At 42.0% G+C, this 14,939-nt stretch carries 12 protein-coding genes and 5 tRNA genes; 1 reads left to right on the forward strand and 16 read right to left on the reverse strand.

Translation table 11 applies throughout. The features are described from left to right. Positions 1-489 precede the first annotated feature (489 nt). The 11 genes from H5232_RS10085 to xerD all read right to left on the reverse strand — a co-directional run bounded on the left by H5232_RS10085 (position 490) and on the right by xerD (position 8,237). A tRNA-Arg gene (locus H5232_RS10085) sits at positions 490-566 on the reverse strand. A 134-nt stretch (positions 567-700) separates the two neighbouring features. Beyond that, positions 701-777 (reverse strand) — tRNA-Arg (locus H5232_RS10090). A 79-nt stretch (positions 778-856) separates the two neighbouring features. After that, positions 857-933 (reverse strand) — tRNA-Arg (locus H5232_RS10095). 152 nt (positions 934-1,085) lie between these two features. Next, positions 1,086-1,162, reverse strand: a tRNA-Arg gene (locus H5232_RS10100). A gap of 37 nt (positions 1,163-1,199) precedes the next feature. Then, positions 1,200-1,292, reverse strand: a tRNA-Ser gene (locus tag H5232_RS10105). Between the two features lie 129 nt (positions 1,293-1,421). Then, positions 1,422-1,604, reverse strand: coding sequence for a hypothetical protein (locus tag H5232_RS10110; protein WP_145240843.1), 183 nt, complete (start codon positions 1,602-1,604; stop codon positions 1,422-1,424). A 274-nt stretch (positions 1,605-1,878) separates the two neighbouring features. Then, a complete protein-coding gene (gene lysS, locus H5232_RS10115) occupies positions 1,879-3,414 on the reverse strand; it encodes a lysine--tRNA ligase (protein ID WP_145240841.1) in 1,536 nt (511 codons plus the stop codon). Positions 3,415-3,440: 26 nt separating this feature from the next. Beyond that, positions 3,441-4,539 (reverse strand): peptide chain release factor 2 gene (prfB, locus tag H5232_RS10120; RefSeq protein ID WP_145240838.1). Its coding sequence is split into 2 segments (ribosomal slippage): positions 3,441-4,463 and positions 4,465-4,539, totalling 1,098 coding nucleotides; the frame shifts between segments, so codons are not numbered across the junction. A 154-nt stretch (positions 4,540-4,693) separates the two neighbouring features. Beyond that, entirely contained in the window at positions 4,694-6,415 is a 1,722-nt protein-coding gene (recJ, locus tag H5232_RS10125) for a single-stranded-DNA-specific exonuclease RecJ (RefSeq protein WP_145240836.1), read from the reverse strand. A 75-nt stretch (positions 6,416-6,490) separates the two neighbouring features. Beyond that, on the reverse strand, positions 6,491-7,219 hold the full coding sequence (dsbC, locus tag H5232_RS10130) for a bifunctional protein-disulfide isomerase/oxidoreductase DsbC (RefSeq protein WP_145240834.1): 729 nt from the start codon (positions 7,217-7,219) through the stop codon (positions 6,491-6,493). A gap of 64 nt (positions 7,220-7,283) precedes the next feature. Continuing rightward, positions 7,284-8,237: a site-specific tyrosine recombinase XerD gene (gene xerD / locus H5232_RS10135; protein ID WP_220491296.1), complete on the reverse strand. Its 954-nt coding sequence runs from the start codon at positions 8,235-8,237 to the stop codon at positions 7,284-7,286. An 80-nt stretch (positions 8,238-8,317) separates the two neighbouring features. Here xerD and fldB point away from each other — a divergent pair, with 80 nt between their 5' ends. Continuing rightward, positions 8,318-8,839 carry a flavodoxin FldB gene (fldB, locus tag H5232_RS10140; RefSeq protein ID WP_149981789.1) on the forward strand — a complete coding sequence of 174 codons (522 nt, stop codon included), beginning with the start codon at positions 8,318-8,320 and terminating at the stop codon, positions 8,837-8,839. Between the two features lie 196 nt (positions 8,840-9,035). On the opposite strand, the gene H5232_RS10145 is transcribed toward fldB, so the two are convergent. From H5232_RS10145 to betI, 5 genes are all read right to left on the reverse strand, one after another. Beyond that, on the reverse strand, positions 9,036-9,743 hold the full coding sequence (locus H5232_RS10145) for a TorF family putative porin (RefSeq protein ID WP_145240814.1): 708 nt from the start codon (positions 9,741-9,743) through the stop codon (positions 9,036-9,038). 32 nt (positions 9,744-9,775) lie between these two features. Then, positions 9,776-10,993 carry a BCCT family transporter gene (locus H5232_RS10150; RefSeq protein WP_182830834.1) on the reverse strand — a complete coding sequence of 406 codons (1,218 nt, stop codon included), beginning with the start codon at positions 10,991-10,993 and terminating at the stop codon, positions 9,776-9,778. 135 nt (positions 10,994-11,128) lie between these two features. Continuing rightward, entirely contained in the window at positions 11,129-12,799 is a 1,671-nt protein-coding gene (betA, locus tag H5232_RS10155; RefSeq protein ID WP_182830835.1) for a choline dehydrogenase, read from the reverse strand. Continuing rightward, entirely contained in the window at positions 12,799-14,262 is a 1,464-nt protein-coding gene (betB, locus tag H5232_RS10160) for a betaine-aldehyde dehydrogenase (protein WP_145240808.1), read from the reverse strand. The genes betA and betB overlap by 1 nt, the downstream gene beginning before the upstream one ends. A 1-nt stretch (position 14,263) precedes the next feature. Then, positions 14,264-14,854: a transcriptional regulator BetI gene (gene betI, locus H5232_RS10165; RefSeq protein WP_145240806.1), complete on the reverse strand. Its 591-nt coding sequence runs from the start codon at positions 14,852-14,854 to the stop codon at positions 14,264-14,266. Positions 14,855-14,939: the final 85 nt, after the last annotated feature.

Genomic DNA, 14,939 nt, shown 5'->3' on the forward strand with positions numbered 1-14,939 from the left:
TTAATAGTAATAGAAAGTGGTGAGCGCAGGACGTATCTTCAAAGAGTGAACCTTCGACCGATCGGTTGGTGGTTTCAACTTTAAAAAGCGCGGGATAAACCCGAGCCTACAGCAAAATTCAGGCATAAAAAACCGACTCTCGTCGGTTACCTTCTATTAACTTTAATAGTAATAGAAAGTGGTGAGCGCAGGACGTATCTTCAAAGAGTGAACCTTCGACCGATCGGTTGGTGGTTTCAACTTTAAAAAGCGCGGGATAAACCCGAGCCTACAGCAAATTTCAGGCATAAAAAACCGACTCTCGTCGGTTACCTTCTATTAACTTTAATAGTAATAGAAAGTGGTGAGCGCAGGACGTATCTTCAAAGAGTGAACCTCTGACCGCTCGGTTGGTGGTTTCAACTTTAAAAAGTGCGGGATAAACCCGAGCCTACAGCAAATTTCAGGCATAAAAAAACCGACTCTCGTCGGTTACCTTTAAATAGAAAGTGGTGGGCGCAGGAGGATTCGAACCTCCGACCGCTCGGTTCGTAGCCGAGTACTCTATCCAGCTGAGCTATGCGCCCACATTCTATTTTGATTTTAAAGTCTTACTTTGACTGACGCATTAAGCTAATTAATAACAAAGCTTATTACGGATTTTAAAGATAAAAAAACCGACCATGTGTCGGGCTCTTTATAAATTAACACTAATAGAAAGTGGTGGGCGCAGGAGGATTCGAACCTCCGACCGCTCGGTTCGTAGCCGAGTACTCTATCCAGCTGAGCTATGCGCCCACATTCTATTTCGATTTTAATGTCTTCTCTGACATATTAGTATGCAATAACTAATATAACTCTCAGTAGTAAATAAAAGTGGTGGGCGCAGGAGGATTCGAACCTCCGACCGCTCGGTTCGTAGCCGAGTACTCTATCCAGCTGAGCTATGCGCCCACTTTTTTATACTCTAATTCGAGTTTCTTACTAATAAGTAAATGATGGTGGGCGCAGGACGTATCTTCAAAGAGTGAACCTCCGACCGCTTGGTTTACTAAACCAATCACTTTTACTTGCTTATTTAAACTCTAAGCAGAGTGTGTAAAGGATGGTGGGCGCAGGAGGATTCGAACCTCCGACCGCTCGGTTCGTAGCCGAGTACTCTATCCAGCTGAGCTATGCGCCCATTCTTTACTTTACAAGATAACCATTTATAAAATAAATGGCGGAGAAGGAGGGATTCGAACCCTCGATAGAGCTACAAACCCTATACTCCCTTAGCAGGGGAGCGCCTTCGGCCACTCGGCCACCTCTCCGTCTTGTGGGGCGTATAATAAAGATTTCAGAAAATATGTCAAACACTTTTCTTGTTTAAAGTAACTGTATGGTTAGAGAACACCCATAACAGCCAAAAAAGAGTCAACTTTGTTTAATCGTTAATCAAATTAAGAGGTTTTAATATCAGCGGATACACCGAGAACAGGCACTAATTCGTCAGTTAATTGTTCGAGATATTGATCTTGGTAGCCTAATTGCTGAAATTCAGCAATACATGCTCGATAATAGGTTTCTCTTTGTAATTCAATACTGAGTACTTCAGAGGGTGAATCAGGTTTATTATCTTTCATATAAAATCCGTTTATATAAGCCCTTTAGATTGACGCGAGTTTAAAAAACCATGCTTTATGCTGTTTTTTCAGTCAATAGTTTAGCTAAATTTAGAAATAATGCTCGTTCATTTTGATGATTTTATATAATTAATTTTTATTTTCACATAATTCAATACGTTAAAATTAAAATTTTATTATTGCCAGTATAATTTCCATTGACGGGACCCGCTACAGACACAAAAACGCCGCTATTAAAGCGGCGTTTATAATATCAACTTAATCTAACATAGCATTAGTCAGCTTGTGGGCGCATATGCGGGAACAAGATAACATCTTTAATTGTTGATGAGTCAGTAAATAGCATCACTAAACGGTCGATACCAATCCCCTCACCTGCCGTAGGCGGAAGGCCATACTCTAGCGCGCGAATGTAATCTTCGTCGTAGTGCATTGCTTCATCATCGCCGGCGTCTTTTTCTTCCACTTGGCGAGTAAAGCGCTCAGCTTGATCTTGTGCATCATTAAGCTCAGAGAAACCATTTGCAAGCTCACGGCCACCAACAAAGAATTCAAAACGGTCAGTAACAAATGGGTTTTCATCGTTACGACGAGCAAGTGGTGATACTTCCCACGGGTAACCGGTGATGAAAGTAGGTTGAATAAGCATGTGCTCTGCTGTTTCTTCAAATATTTCACATAAGAACTTACCTGGGCCCCACACACAATTTTCAGGAATTTTAACGTGCACTTGCTTTGCGTACGCTTTTAATTCGTCAAAGTGATTTTCTGGATCATTGAATACTGCAGCATTAAACTCAGGATTATATTTTAAAATCGCATCCGCCATACTTAAACGGGTAAACGGTTGGCCAAAGTCATACTCTACTGAGTCAACCACTTCGCCGTTCTCGTTTTTAGTCGTATTAACAACGATTGGGCTACCCAATACGTTAGTCGCAACAGTACGCAACATGTCTTCGGTGATGTTCATCAGGTCAATGTAATCAGCGTAGGCTTGGTAGAATTCGATCATAGTGAATTCTGGGTTGTGACGCGTTGATAACCCTTCGTTACGGAAGTTACGGTTAATTTCAAATACACGGTCAAAACCACCTACTACTAAACGTTTTAAGTAAAGCTCTGGTGCAATACGTAAGTACATATCGATATCAAGGGCATTGTGATGAGTCACGAATGGACGCGCAGATGCACCACCAGGGATAACCTGTAGCATTGGCGTTTCAACTTCCATAAAGTCACGATCTGCTAAGAAGCGACGAATACCTTCAACTACTTGTGAACGAATACGGAACGTTTCACGGGTTGCTTCATTAGTGATCAAATCAACATAACGTTGGCGGTATTTAGTTTCTTGATCAGATAAGCCATGGAATTTTTCAGGAAGTGGACGTAGTGACTTAGTCAGTAATTGATACTCTGTCATTTCTACGTATAAATCGCCTTTGCCTGATTTATTAAGCGCGCCTTTAACACCAATAATATCGCCAGTGTCTAATTGACCGTATTTTTCTTTCAGATCTTTTTGGACATCTTTTGATGCATACGCTTGCACACGACCTTTCATGTCTTGAATTACAAAGAATGGTCCGCGTTTAGCTAGGATACGACCCGCGATAGACACAACGTGGTTAAGCTCTACTAATTCTTCTTTACTCTTATCACCAAACTCGGCCTGTAAGTCTGCCGTGTAATGCTCACGACGGAATTGATTTGGATGACCGTTAGCAGGGCAATTGGCGCGAATAGCGTCTAATTTGCCACGACGCTCAGCGATTAACTTATTTTCGTCTTGGATTTGATCAGTCATTTTTTAGCTCTTTTTTAGCTTGGTGGTTATAGGCCAGATTTTAAGCTGGCTTCAATAAATTTATCTAAATTGCCGTCAAGTACCGATTGGGTATTACGGTTTTCAACGCCGGTACGTAAATCTTTAATGCGCGCATCATCAAGTACGTATGAACGTATTTGACTGCCCCAGCCGATGTCAGATTTGGCATCTTCTTGGGTTTGCTTTTCAGCATTTTGCTGCTGTAGCTCAAGCTCAAATAACTTCGCTTTTAACTGCTTCATCGCTTGTGCTTTATTTTTATGTTGAGAGCGTTCGTTCTGACACTGCACTACCGTATTTGTCGGTACGTGGGTAATACGTACCGCAGATTCTGTGGTATTTACGTGCTGACCACCCGCGCCTGATGCACGGTATACGTCGATACGTAAATCAGCCGGATTAATATCAATCTCAATATTATCGTCAACTTCTGGATAAACAAATGCAGAAGCAAACGAGGTATGACGACGGCCACTTGAATCAAATGGGCTTTTACGTACTAAACGATGAACCCCAGTTTCTGTACGTAACCAGCCATACGCGTATTCACCAACAAAGCGCACGGTTGCGCCTTTAATACCGGCAACATCACCGTCAGTGGCCTCTACCAGTTCAACTTTAAAGCCTTTGGCTTCACCCCAGCGTAAATACATGCGTAATAACATGTTACACCAGTCTTGAGCTTCTGTACCGCCTGAGCCTGATTGTAAATCAAGGTAAGCATCATTTGCGTCATGTGCGCCAGAGAACATGCGACGAAATTCTAAACCTTCAAGCTGTTCGTTTAGGTCTGTCAGTTCGCTTTGTGCTTCATTGAAGGTCTCTTCATCTTCTGCTTCAACTGCAAGTTCAAGCAACCCTTCAACATCGTCAGTACCAGTTACTAGATTATCGATAGTTTCAACAACCGCTTCTAATGCTGACTTTTCACGACCTAGTGCTTGTGCTCGCTCGGGCTCATTCCATACGGCTGAATCTTCAAGTTCGGCGTTAACTTCTTCTAAACGTTCTTGTTTAAGAGCGTAGTCAAAGGTACCCCCGAAGCAGTTCAGTACGTTCGCGAATTTCCTTGATTTGATTAATCACAGGATTCACTTCAAACATGTACATTACTCCAAAATGGCTGGTTTACGCGGCTAATCGCCAGGTAAAATTATGCTAATAATTATTTAAATTTCGCTTTAAATAATAAAACGCCCGATTTTAACAAAAAACCGTGCGTTTTATTAGTACTTTATGCATCGATAATAGATATTTTTTAAGCTACTTTTTGCAGCTCACGGACAATTAACTGTAATGAAAATTTACCTCTAAACTCATTGATATCGAGCTGATAGGCCAATTTCACCAAGCGCGCTTCAGTATCAGGCCACTCGCGCACATCAATACCGAAGGCAATAGCATCAACCAAACGCCCTGAACGGTGTTTTAATACCAGCTTTAAGTGCTTTTCACCAACAATGCGCTGCTGTACGAGTTCAAAAGTGTGTTCAAACACGGGTTCTGGAAATTGCTGCCCCCATGGCCCTGCTTGTTTGAGTACATTTGCAAACTCCATGCTAAAGCAGTCATCAGCAAGCTCGCCATCGGTTAAGATAATACAGCGTTTATGCTCTTCACTTAGCTGCCCACTTACCGCCTGCTCAAACTCACGTTTAAACTCACTAAAGTGCTGCTCATTAATACTCAGACCGGCCGCCATAGCATGACCACCAAATTTACTGATCAAATGTGGATGCAAGGTATTTAAGCGCTCAAGCAAGTCACGCATGTGCAAGCCTTCAATCGAGCGGCAAGAGCCCTTTATTTCACCGTTGTCGCCACCAGCAAAAATTACTGTTGGGCGGTGGTATTTCTCTTTTAAACGTCCCGCTAAAATACCGATCACACCTTGATGCCAGTCTTCTTGATATAAACAGATAGCATCAGGTGTTTGTTCATCGCTAAAAGCGAGCTTATCTAGCACGGCTTGTGCTTCAAGTTGCATGCCCTGCTCTATCTCTCGACGCTCATGGTTTAAACTATCCAGCTCAGCGGCTATGCGTCGCGCTTGATTGATATCAGTGGCCAGTAAGCAAGCTATGCCTAAACTCATATCATCTAAACGCCCAGCGGCATTTAAGCGTGGTGCAAGCGAAAAACCAAAATCACTGGCGCTTAAACGCGCTGCGTTACGATTAGCGACCTCAATCAGCGCTGTAATACCTGGGCGTGTTTTGCCGCTACGAATTCGCGCTAGACCTTGGTGAACTAAGGTGCGATTATTGGCATCCAGTGCCACCACATCAGCAACCGTACCTAGCGCTACAATATCAAGCAGATCGGCTAAGTTAGGCGGTGGTTGCTGCGCAAAATGACCAACATCACGCAATGCACTTCTAAGCGCAATCAATAAATAAAATGCAACCCCGACTCCTGCGATTGATTTTGATGGAAACTCACAATCATGGCGATTAGGGTTAACGATAGCGTCAGCATTGGGTAGTTGTTCGCCTTGCAAGTGGTGATCGGTAACCAGCACTTTAATGCCCGCGGCTTTTACAATTGCGATGCCAGCAATACAGGAAATACCATTATCAACAGTAATCACTAGATCTGGTGCCATAGTGACTATTTGCTCGGCCAACGCGGGACTTAAACCATAGCCTAAGCTGAATCTGTCTGGCACTAAATAGTCTAAATGAGCAAAACCAAACATCGCTAAGCCTTGCATTAAGGTAGCGGTGCTGGTTGCGCCATCGGCATCAAAATCACCCACGATCAGCACTTTACTTTGCGCTCGCAGAGCATGTTGAAGTAAAGCGGTGGCTTTATCTATGTCTTTAAATAATTTGAAGTCATGCAAAGTGGCTGCGCTATTATTTAGCTCATCGGCATGATTAACTTGGCGGCTGGCATAAATTTGTTTAATAACAGGGTGCAAATGGCTTGGCAGGTGTGAATCATCATGATGATCACGAGCAACAATTAATTTTTTCATGCAGGCGCGGTACTTTTAGATTAAGGAATAAAGACAAAAAAAGGCCTTAACGGCCTTTTTATAAAAAGCATAATACTATGACGATTTATTAGCGTCTAACGCAGCAGCTAATGCGGCCGCAGGCTGATAACCTGGGATCATCGTACCATCTTCTAAAATAATTGCTGGTGTACCGCTAATGCCAAAACTTTGGCCAAGCTGATAATGTTCTGCAACTGGGGCATGACAACCGGCCATTACTTTTGTATCAGCGCCCGATTTTGCTGCTGTCATTGCTTCTTGTTGATCTTTAGCACACCAAACATTCATTAGATCTGCATAGCCTGAGCCTTGTAAACCACCACGTGGAAACGCTAAATACTTAACGGTAATACCCGCTTCAAGTAAATCATCAAGCTCGCGGTGTAACTTACGGCAATAACCACAGCTAATATCAGTAAACACAGTTATGCTATGTTTCTCATTTTTAGCTTTGTAAACAATCATTGAGTCTTCGTATTGCGCTAGGCCTTCTTTACGAACGCCATTAAGCGCTTGCTCGGTTAGATTGTTACGGTTATTTAAATCAATCAAGGTGCCTTGCATTAAGTATTGACCATCTGCGCTTGCATACAGCACGCCTTTATCAGTGATCAACTCTTTTAAACCAGCCACTGGGCTTGGGCTAATTTGCTTAACAGTAACACCTAGCTCTGCAAACTTAGTCACGATTGGATCGTTGGCATCAGGAATGGCTGCAACGCCATTGGCAAACGCACTTATACTGGTGCCTAATATCGCACCGGCTAATACTAACTTTTTCATAATGTTCTCTTATATCCTGATAATTCTTAACTACTCAGACCGCCGAAGTACGAAAAAATTCTCACTAAGCGCGCGGATGATGTTGTTGATGTACCAATTTTAACCGTTCATTAGCTACATGGGTATAAATTTGTGTGGTTGATAAATCACTATGCCCTAACATCATCTGTACAACCCTTAGGTCAGCACCATGATTTAGTAAGTGTGTTGCGAACGCATGGCGCAACGTATGGGGCGATAAAGGCGATTCAACTGCTGCCAAAATAGCATAGTGTTTAATACGATGCCAAAAAGTTTGTCGAGTCATACCGACTCCACGCTTTGACGGAAACACAAAATCAGTGGCATGTTTGATCATTTGCGCGCGCCCCACTTTTAAAAATTGCTCGAGCCAATACATAGCCTCTTCGCCAAGCGGCACCAAACGCTCTTTATTACCTTTACCTTTAACAAACACCACTGCTTGGCGCAAATTAATTTGTTCAATACGCAACCCAACTAACTCGCTAACCCGTAAACCCGTTGCATATAATAGCTCTAACATAGCTTTGTCTCGCAAGCCCATCGGCTCTTCAACATTAGGCGCCGCCAAAAGTGCTTCTACTTCATTTTCTGACAACGTTTTCGGCAATGATAGGCCCGCTTTAGGCTGAGCAATATTTACCATTGGCGAATCAGTAATGTGTTTTTCACGTACAAAGTATTGGTAAAAGCGCTTTAACGCGCTAATACTGCGCGCCGTACTGCGAGGCTTTAAACCTAAATCAACACGATGCGCTAAATAGCTTTCAATATCTTGGCCACTCACGGTGAGCAAATCTTGACCTTTTAAAAAGTGGCAAAATTTATCCAAGTCGCTGCGATACGCAGATAAAGTGTTATCGCTTACGTGTTGTTCTAAATAGAGGTTATCTAAAAAAGATTCAAGATAATCGCTATTACCGAGTAGTTCGTCGTGATCTGTAATGGCTGAGTCTAATGACTCATGATCAGGTAACGTGGTCACAGTTATTCTCATAGTTATCAAGGTATCAATTAATAATACCTTACGGTAAACTTCAGCCTATCATATCAGGCAAATACACAGTGATAAATACGATGCAAATTGGTTTATTTTATGGTTCTACCACATGCTATACAGAAATAGCAGCAGAAAAAATTCGCGATATTATCGGTCAAGACATTGTCAGCCTGCATAACATCAAAGATGAACCATTAAAAAATGCAGAAAATTACGACTTTATCATCTTTGGTATCTCCACATGGGATTTTGGCGAGTTACAAGAAGATTGGGAGTCGATTTGGGACGACATTAAAGATGTTGATCTCAATGGCAAAACCATCGCTTTATTTGGCATGGGCGATCAACAAGGTTATGGTCAATGGTTTCAAGATGCACTTGGTATGTTACATGATGAAATAAGTAGCCAACAATATACTTTATTAGGATTGTGGCCGAACGACAGCACGTATGAGTTTGAAGCCTCTAAGGCACTCACCGAAGATGGCAAACACTTCGTTGGTTTAGCCCTTGATGAAGACAGCCAATACGAACACAGTGATGAGCGTATCGCTAACTGGGTTGAACAGATCATGACTGAGTACAGCGAGACATTATAAATCTCGCTGCGTAACACTGATAAGCGCAACAACGAATAGCTAAATTTACGGTTTAACAATGGCCTTATATGTTTCACCAATTAATCAATACATAGTTTATTTTCTATGTAACAAATGATAACGAATCATCTATGACTTATAGATATAATGCGCGGCTTTATGCCGCGCATGTAAAAAGTATTGCCTAGCACTGTAATTATAGTGAGAATGTACGGCCTATCGACAATACAATACGCTCATCTGCAGTATCAATATCTAGGCTGGTGTTCTCGCCCGCTACCTCAATGTCAAAACCCGCTAAACTTGTTTGATAAGCAAGACGATAGTGGTTATACGATTTACCATCGGTATCCCATGCAAACTTATCGCCATCGAGTGAATTTGAAATATCAAAGCTGGCACGCAGTGCGTGATTAGGTGCAAGTTCAATGGTGTGTGCAACCATAGAAATCACATGACCTGCGCCGGTACCAAAATAATCCCAGCTATACCAGAAGTTAAGCTCTGTTTGCCCTAACTCACTTGCGTAACCAAATTTAGTGTAAGCTTCAAAGTAGTTACCATCGCTTGAGTTGCTTTGCCCATGGTAACTGTAATACGCAAGGCCGTAATCAATACTGAGCGCTTCATTTAACTGCGCATAGCGACCGAAGTAAGCATCCCATTCAATATTTGTGTCGTCACCAAAGTCAACGTTTGACGCCCACGTGCCAGCATACATGCCTGACTCGCCAAATGAATAATCAAGGCTACCTTGTAGCGCTGGGTCGTTTTGCGTTTGGCTCACACCATTAAAGGTATAATCTGATGCGCCGGTTACGGTTGCTGACCAATCAGCCAATACTGAGGTTGAAAAAAGTGCAAACGGTAATGCGACTGCTAATAATGTTTTTTGTGTTGTCATGTTAATTCCTTCGCTACTGTATAAGCTAATATCTAGCTAGCTGATTCAATTTTTGTGTAGTCAATTTTGTTGTCTTTCGGCGAACTATCAATGTTACTCACAGTTTTAACTTTGCTATAGGCAATATAGGCTGCACACGCAAAGAACAAACCAATCACTAACACCCCGACCCACTGGATTTGTAGAAAGTTCTGCTTAAATAATAGGGTTAATAATGAAAGAGCGACAACATTTAGCGCAATATATTTAAATTTACCTAAACGTTTAACCGTCATACCCATATTGTCGGTGTATAAACGGATCAGTGAATCAAGCGAGTTGATCACAAACACTACGCCAACAAATACCATTGCAATATTTTTGATCCCTTGCGTAGCAATACCTGCTTCGTGATACTGATAAAGCACGCCAAACCAAATTGCGATTGGGATTGAAGGGAAAATTAACATTGCCCCCAATACTTGATAGGTTTTTAATCCACCGACAAAACGCGATGTGAATTGACCAATCATAATACTCCACGCAAACCACCAAAATAAATAAAACTCATGGTAATCATTGAGTGGCAGTACAAACTGATTAATATTGCCAAAGTAACTACCAATTAACGTTAAATTATTTGTAAAATCTGACACTTGGCCATTTTCGCCCATAAATGCGCCAAACCACATAAAACCAATTAGCGCTATAAATAACCAGGTAGTTGAAATACTTAGAAAACGTACATATTTAATATCGGTGCTTGAATACACCGCAAAGCAAATAGCTACGAATACAATTAAATAAAATGACGGAATAATCGACTCACCATCACCTAGACTAGGTAAATACCAAGGTAGGTTAGAGAGCAATAAGAAAGCGGTGAAGGCACAAGTACCAATAATAACTACATTATTGATTAATTTAACCCAAGGAATTTCGAAAAATTTCACTTTAGGTTCTATTACACAGAAATAAAAGCACGTAAGGAAATAGAATCCCCAGATCAGAAAGCCCCAATAACCAAACTCGATAGCTAGTGGATTGGCAAACGCGTACTCTGGGCTTGCTTTTATGTCTGCATAACCTGCAAACTCAGTGAGTGGAAACATGATCAAGCCAACATCTAAGCCTGATGTGAATAAGATGGCGATAAAGGTAAATGTTCTTACCGGTGTGACGCCAACACACTTTACATTGCCCCATTTTACTAAAATTGCAACAATTGCTAGTAGGGTGAAAATAATGCCTGCGCTAAGCCATAAGGTCATAATTCCCTCCCCAAAATAAATGAAAATACATCATTATGTCTCCGTGTTTTTAGTCTCGCATTAACGCACCACAAACAACTTATGATGCGCGCCACTGCAAGCCCCACAGCACAAAGTATGCTGCAGGTGACTTTATTAGATCTCCGAACTACGCTGCACAGTTTGCCATTGAGATTCAACAGCAACCTTTGCTTGCGATTTACTAAGTGGTGGCCTACCTAAAATTAGATCAGCCGCTTTTTCTGCCACCATAATGGTTGGCGCATTTAAATTTCCGTTAGGAACCGTTGGGAAGATTGATGAATCCACCACATGCAGTCCCTCAATGCCATGTACTTGAGTGTTTGAGTTTACTACTGCCAGTTCATCTTCACCCATTTTGCATGAACATGAAGGATGGTAAGCACTCTCAACTGCCTGACGTACAAAAGCATCTATTTGTTCATCAGTTTGAATCTCTTTACCTGGTTGGATTTCGCCATCGCGGTAATCATCAAACGCACTTTGCTCAATGATTTCACGCGTTAAACGCACACAGGCTCTAAACCCTTCAATATCATCTTGATGCTGTAAATAGTTAAATTGGATCTTAGGTGCAACCGTTGGATCAGCCGATTTAATCGTTACTGCACCGCGGCTTTTAGGCTTGTTATGCCCTACATGGACTTGAAAACCATGGCCATCAAAAGCACTTTTACCGTCATAACGAATTGCCGCAGGTAAAAAGTGATATTGAATATCAGGCCACTCAACCCCCGGTTTTGAGCGAATAAATGCACAAGATTCAAAATGATTAGTCGCCCCAAGGCCACTGCGGTTTAATAACCAACGCGCGCCAATAAGGCCCTTTGAAATAAGGCCAAGCTTGCCGTTTAAGGTAATTGGCTGCTTACACTTATACTGGAAATAAAACTCCAAGTGATCTTGCAGGTTTTGCCCAACTCCAGGTAAATGGTGCTTAACCTCGATACCTGCGGCTTTAAGTATTTCGCTGTCGCCAATACCCGAAAGTTGCAAGACATGCGGCGAACCAATCGGACCGGCACTTAAAATAACGTCTTTACTGGCCTTTGCCTTAACAATATCGCCATTAACTTTGTACTGCACGCCAACGGCTTTTTTGCCTTCAAGCAACACCTTTTCAGCCAACGCACCAGTAACAATAACTAAGTTTTTACGTGACTTCACTGGGTCTAAATATTCACGACTTGCAGAGCTGCGCACACCGTCTTTAACGGTCATGTGCATTGGACCAAAACCCTCTTGCTGCGCTGCGTTATAATCGTCAGTGGCTGCATATCCGGCTTGCTGGCCCGCTTTGATAAAGGCTTTATAAAGCGGGTTCGCCATTTCATTACCGTTGTTCACACCCAAAGGGCCACGATCACCACGATAGTCGTTTTTACCTAAATAGAATGATTCTGCTTTTTGAAAATACGGTAAACAGGATTGATAATCCCACCCTTGTGCACCATGTTGTTGCCATTCATCAAAGTCTTTAGCATGGCCACGTACATACACCATGCCATTAATAGATGATGAGCCACCTAACACTTTGCCACGCGGGCAGTGCATTTGACGATCATCTAGATACGGTTCAGCTTCACTATGAAACTGCCACGCGTATTTATCTGAATTCATCGGAATTGATAGCGCGGTAGGCATTTTAATAAAAATGCTTTTATCGCTGCCGCCAGTCTCTAATAATAAAACGCGGTTGCTGCTATCTTCGGATAAACGATTAGCCAGTACACAGCCTGCCGACCCTGCACCCACTATGATGTAATCATACGTTAGTGCAGTCATTAAAATGGGCTCTCTATATTAGTCATACCGACATAAATCGATTTAGTTTGGGTGTAATGATCAAGTGTTTCAATACCATTTTCACGACCGATACCTGACTGCTTATAACCGCCCACAGGCATTTCTGCTGGCGAATTGCCGTAGCTGTTGATCCAACAAATGCCTGCTTGCAGCTGATGAATAACACGGTGTGCGCGCTTAATATCTTTGGTAAACACGCCTGCAGCAAGGCCTAAGTGAGTATCGTTAGCACGGTGAATTACATCATCTTCGTCATCAAACGTTAATACGCTCATTACGGGACCAAAGATTTCTTCTTTGACGATCGTCATATCATCAGTGCAATCAATAAATACCGTTGGTGCAACAAAGTAACCGTTTGGTGCAGAGGCTGGGCTAAGCGTTTTACCACCCGTTAATAACGTTGCACCTTCGCTGATGCCTTTATCGATATAGCTCATCACTAATTGTTGATGCTTTTTGGAAATTAATGCGCCAAAGTTAACGTTAGGATCGAGTGGATCGCCCGCTATAATATTTTCTTCAGTGCGTGTTTTAAGCTCATCAATAAATTGCTGATAAACATTTTTGTGAACATAAATACGGGTGCAGTTAGTGCAAATTTCACCTTGCGTATAAAAATTACCTAACATTGCAGCACTTACTGCCTGTGAAATATCGGCATCATCAAATACTAGCAGTGGTGATTTACCACCAAGTTCCATGGTGACATCTTTTAATGAACCCGCAGCACTAGCAACTACTTTTTTACCTGTGCCTACTTCGCCGGTAAACGATACTTTCTCAATATCAGCTGATTGTGTTAACCACTGGCCAACTTCTGCTGCACCTTGCACCACGTTGAACACGCCTGCAGGTACACCCGCTTCGATGAATATTTCGGCAAGCTTAATTGCGCCAAGTGGCGTTTCTTCAGAAGGTTTAAAAATAAATGCATTTCCGGCAGCCAAAGCTGGGCCTGATTTCCAACAAGCGATTTGCAGCGGGTAGTTCCACGCACCGATTCCGGCACAAATCCCTAATGGCTCTTTACGGGTATAATAAAAATCTTCGCCAACCATTTGCTGCTGGCCAACTTGGGCAGGTGCTAGCCCTGCAAAATACTCGATTACATCAGCGCCAGTTTGCACATCAACACACTCGGCTTCTTGCCATGGTTTACCGGTATCTAGCACTTCTATTTTTGCAAGTAAATCATTACGCTCGCGCAATAATGCAACCGCTTTTAGTAAGATACGACTACGTTCAATCGGACTCATAGTTGACCATGCAGCAAATCCTTGTTTAGCACTTTGAATAGCCGCATTTTGAATAAACGCATCTGCCACTTCTACATAATAAATTACGTCATCTGTTGCTGGGTTTTTAACTGCAAATGTTTCGCCACTTTGATTTTTTAAAAAGTGACCATTGATAAAGTTTTGATAAACAGGTGTTGTCACATTAAGCTCCATACTGTTTGATAAGTGAACATACAAAGTTTTTTGCTAGCTGTTCACAATGTGCAAATTGATCTTGATCAGACTTACTTAGTACCGCTCTTAACCATAAGCCATCGATCATTGCCGCACATAATTGCGCTGCAAGTTTGGCTTCATCATCACCCATCAATTGTTTAAATGAGCTGACTAAATTACTAAGAAGTCGTCGGCTATTTACGTTCTGTAAGCGATGCAACTGAACATCGTGCATCGATTGCGCCCAAAAGCTTAACCAAGTTTTAGTGGTATCGCTGCGCTGTTGTAATCTGGCAAAGTTAGCTTCTATTATCAGCATTAACCTTTGCTCAGGGGTCGTTGTTGGCGTTACTTGTTTGATCAGCTCGTGTTTTAGATTGGTTAATAAATAACGCACAGTGGCTTCTATCAAGCCCTGCTTACCACCAAAATAATGACTAATAATGCCCGACGATAATCCTGCTTTTTTACTGATACTATTAATGGTTGTTGCTTGTAAGCCAAATTCAGCAACCGAACTAATAGTAGCGTCAATTAGCTGCTGACGACGGACAGGTTCCATTCCAACTTTAGGCATATTTTTATTAATTGAACGTTCAATAAAAATAAAGATTAAAGTAATGGAACTGATAATTCAAGGTTGACAAACTGTGAATAGGCTA

It is taken from the genome of Pseudoalteromonas sp. SG41-5, from assembly GCF_014164495.1.
Lineage (GTDB): Bacteria > Pseudomonadota > Gammaproteobacteria > Enterobacterales > Alteromonadaceae > Pseudoalteromonas > Pseudoalteromonas rhizosphaerae.

What these genes read in the sequence shown, in the direction of transcription:
- dsbC (WP_145240834.1), bottom strand. Translation starts at nt 7,219, where the DNA reads ATGAAAAAGTTAGTATTAGCCGGTGCGATATTAGGCACCAGTATAAGT.
- fldB (WP_149981789.1), top strand. Translation starts at nt 8,318, where the DNA reads ATGCAAATTGGTTTATTTTATGGTTCTACCACATGCTATACAGAAATA.
- betI (WP_145240806.1), bottom strand. Translation starts at nt 14,854, where the DNA reads ATGCCTAAAGTTGGAATGGAACCTGTCCGTCGTCAGCAGCTAATTGAC.
- H5232_RS10110 (WP_145240843.1), bottom strand. Translation starts at nt 1,604, where the DNA reads ATGAAAGATAATAAACCTGATTCACCCTCTGAAGTACTCAGTATTGAA.
- recJ (WP_145240836.1), bottom strand. Translation starts at nt 6,415, where the DNA reads ATGAAAAAATTAATTGTTGCTCGTGATCATCATGATGATTCACACCTG.
- lysS (WP_145240841.1), bottom strand. Translation starts at nt 3,414, where the DNA reads ATGACTGATCAAATCCAAGACGAAAATAAGTTAATCGCTGAGCGTCGT.
- xerD (WP_220491296.1), bottom strand. Translation starts at nt 8,237, where the DNA reads ATGAGAATAACTGTGACCACGTTACCTGATCATGAGTCATTAGACTCA.
- betA (WP_182830835.1), bottom strand. Translation starts at nt 12,799, where the DNA reads ATGACTGCACTAACGTATGATTACATCATAGTGGGTGCAGGGTCGGCA.
- H5232_RS10145 (WP_145240814.1), bottom strand. Translation starts at nt 9,743, where the DNA reads ATGACAACACAAAAAACATTATTAGCAGTCGCATTACCGTTTGCACTT.
- H5232_RS10150 (WP_182830834.1), bottom strand. Translation starts at nt 10,993, where the DNA reads ATGACCTTATGGCTTAGCGCAGGCATTATTTTCACCCTACTAGCAATT.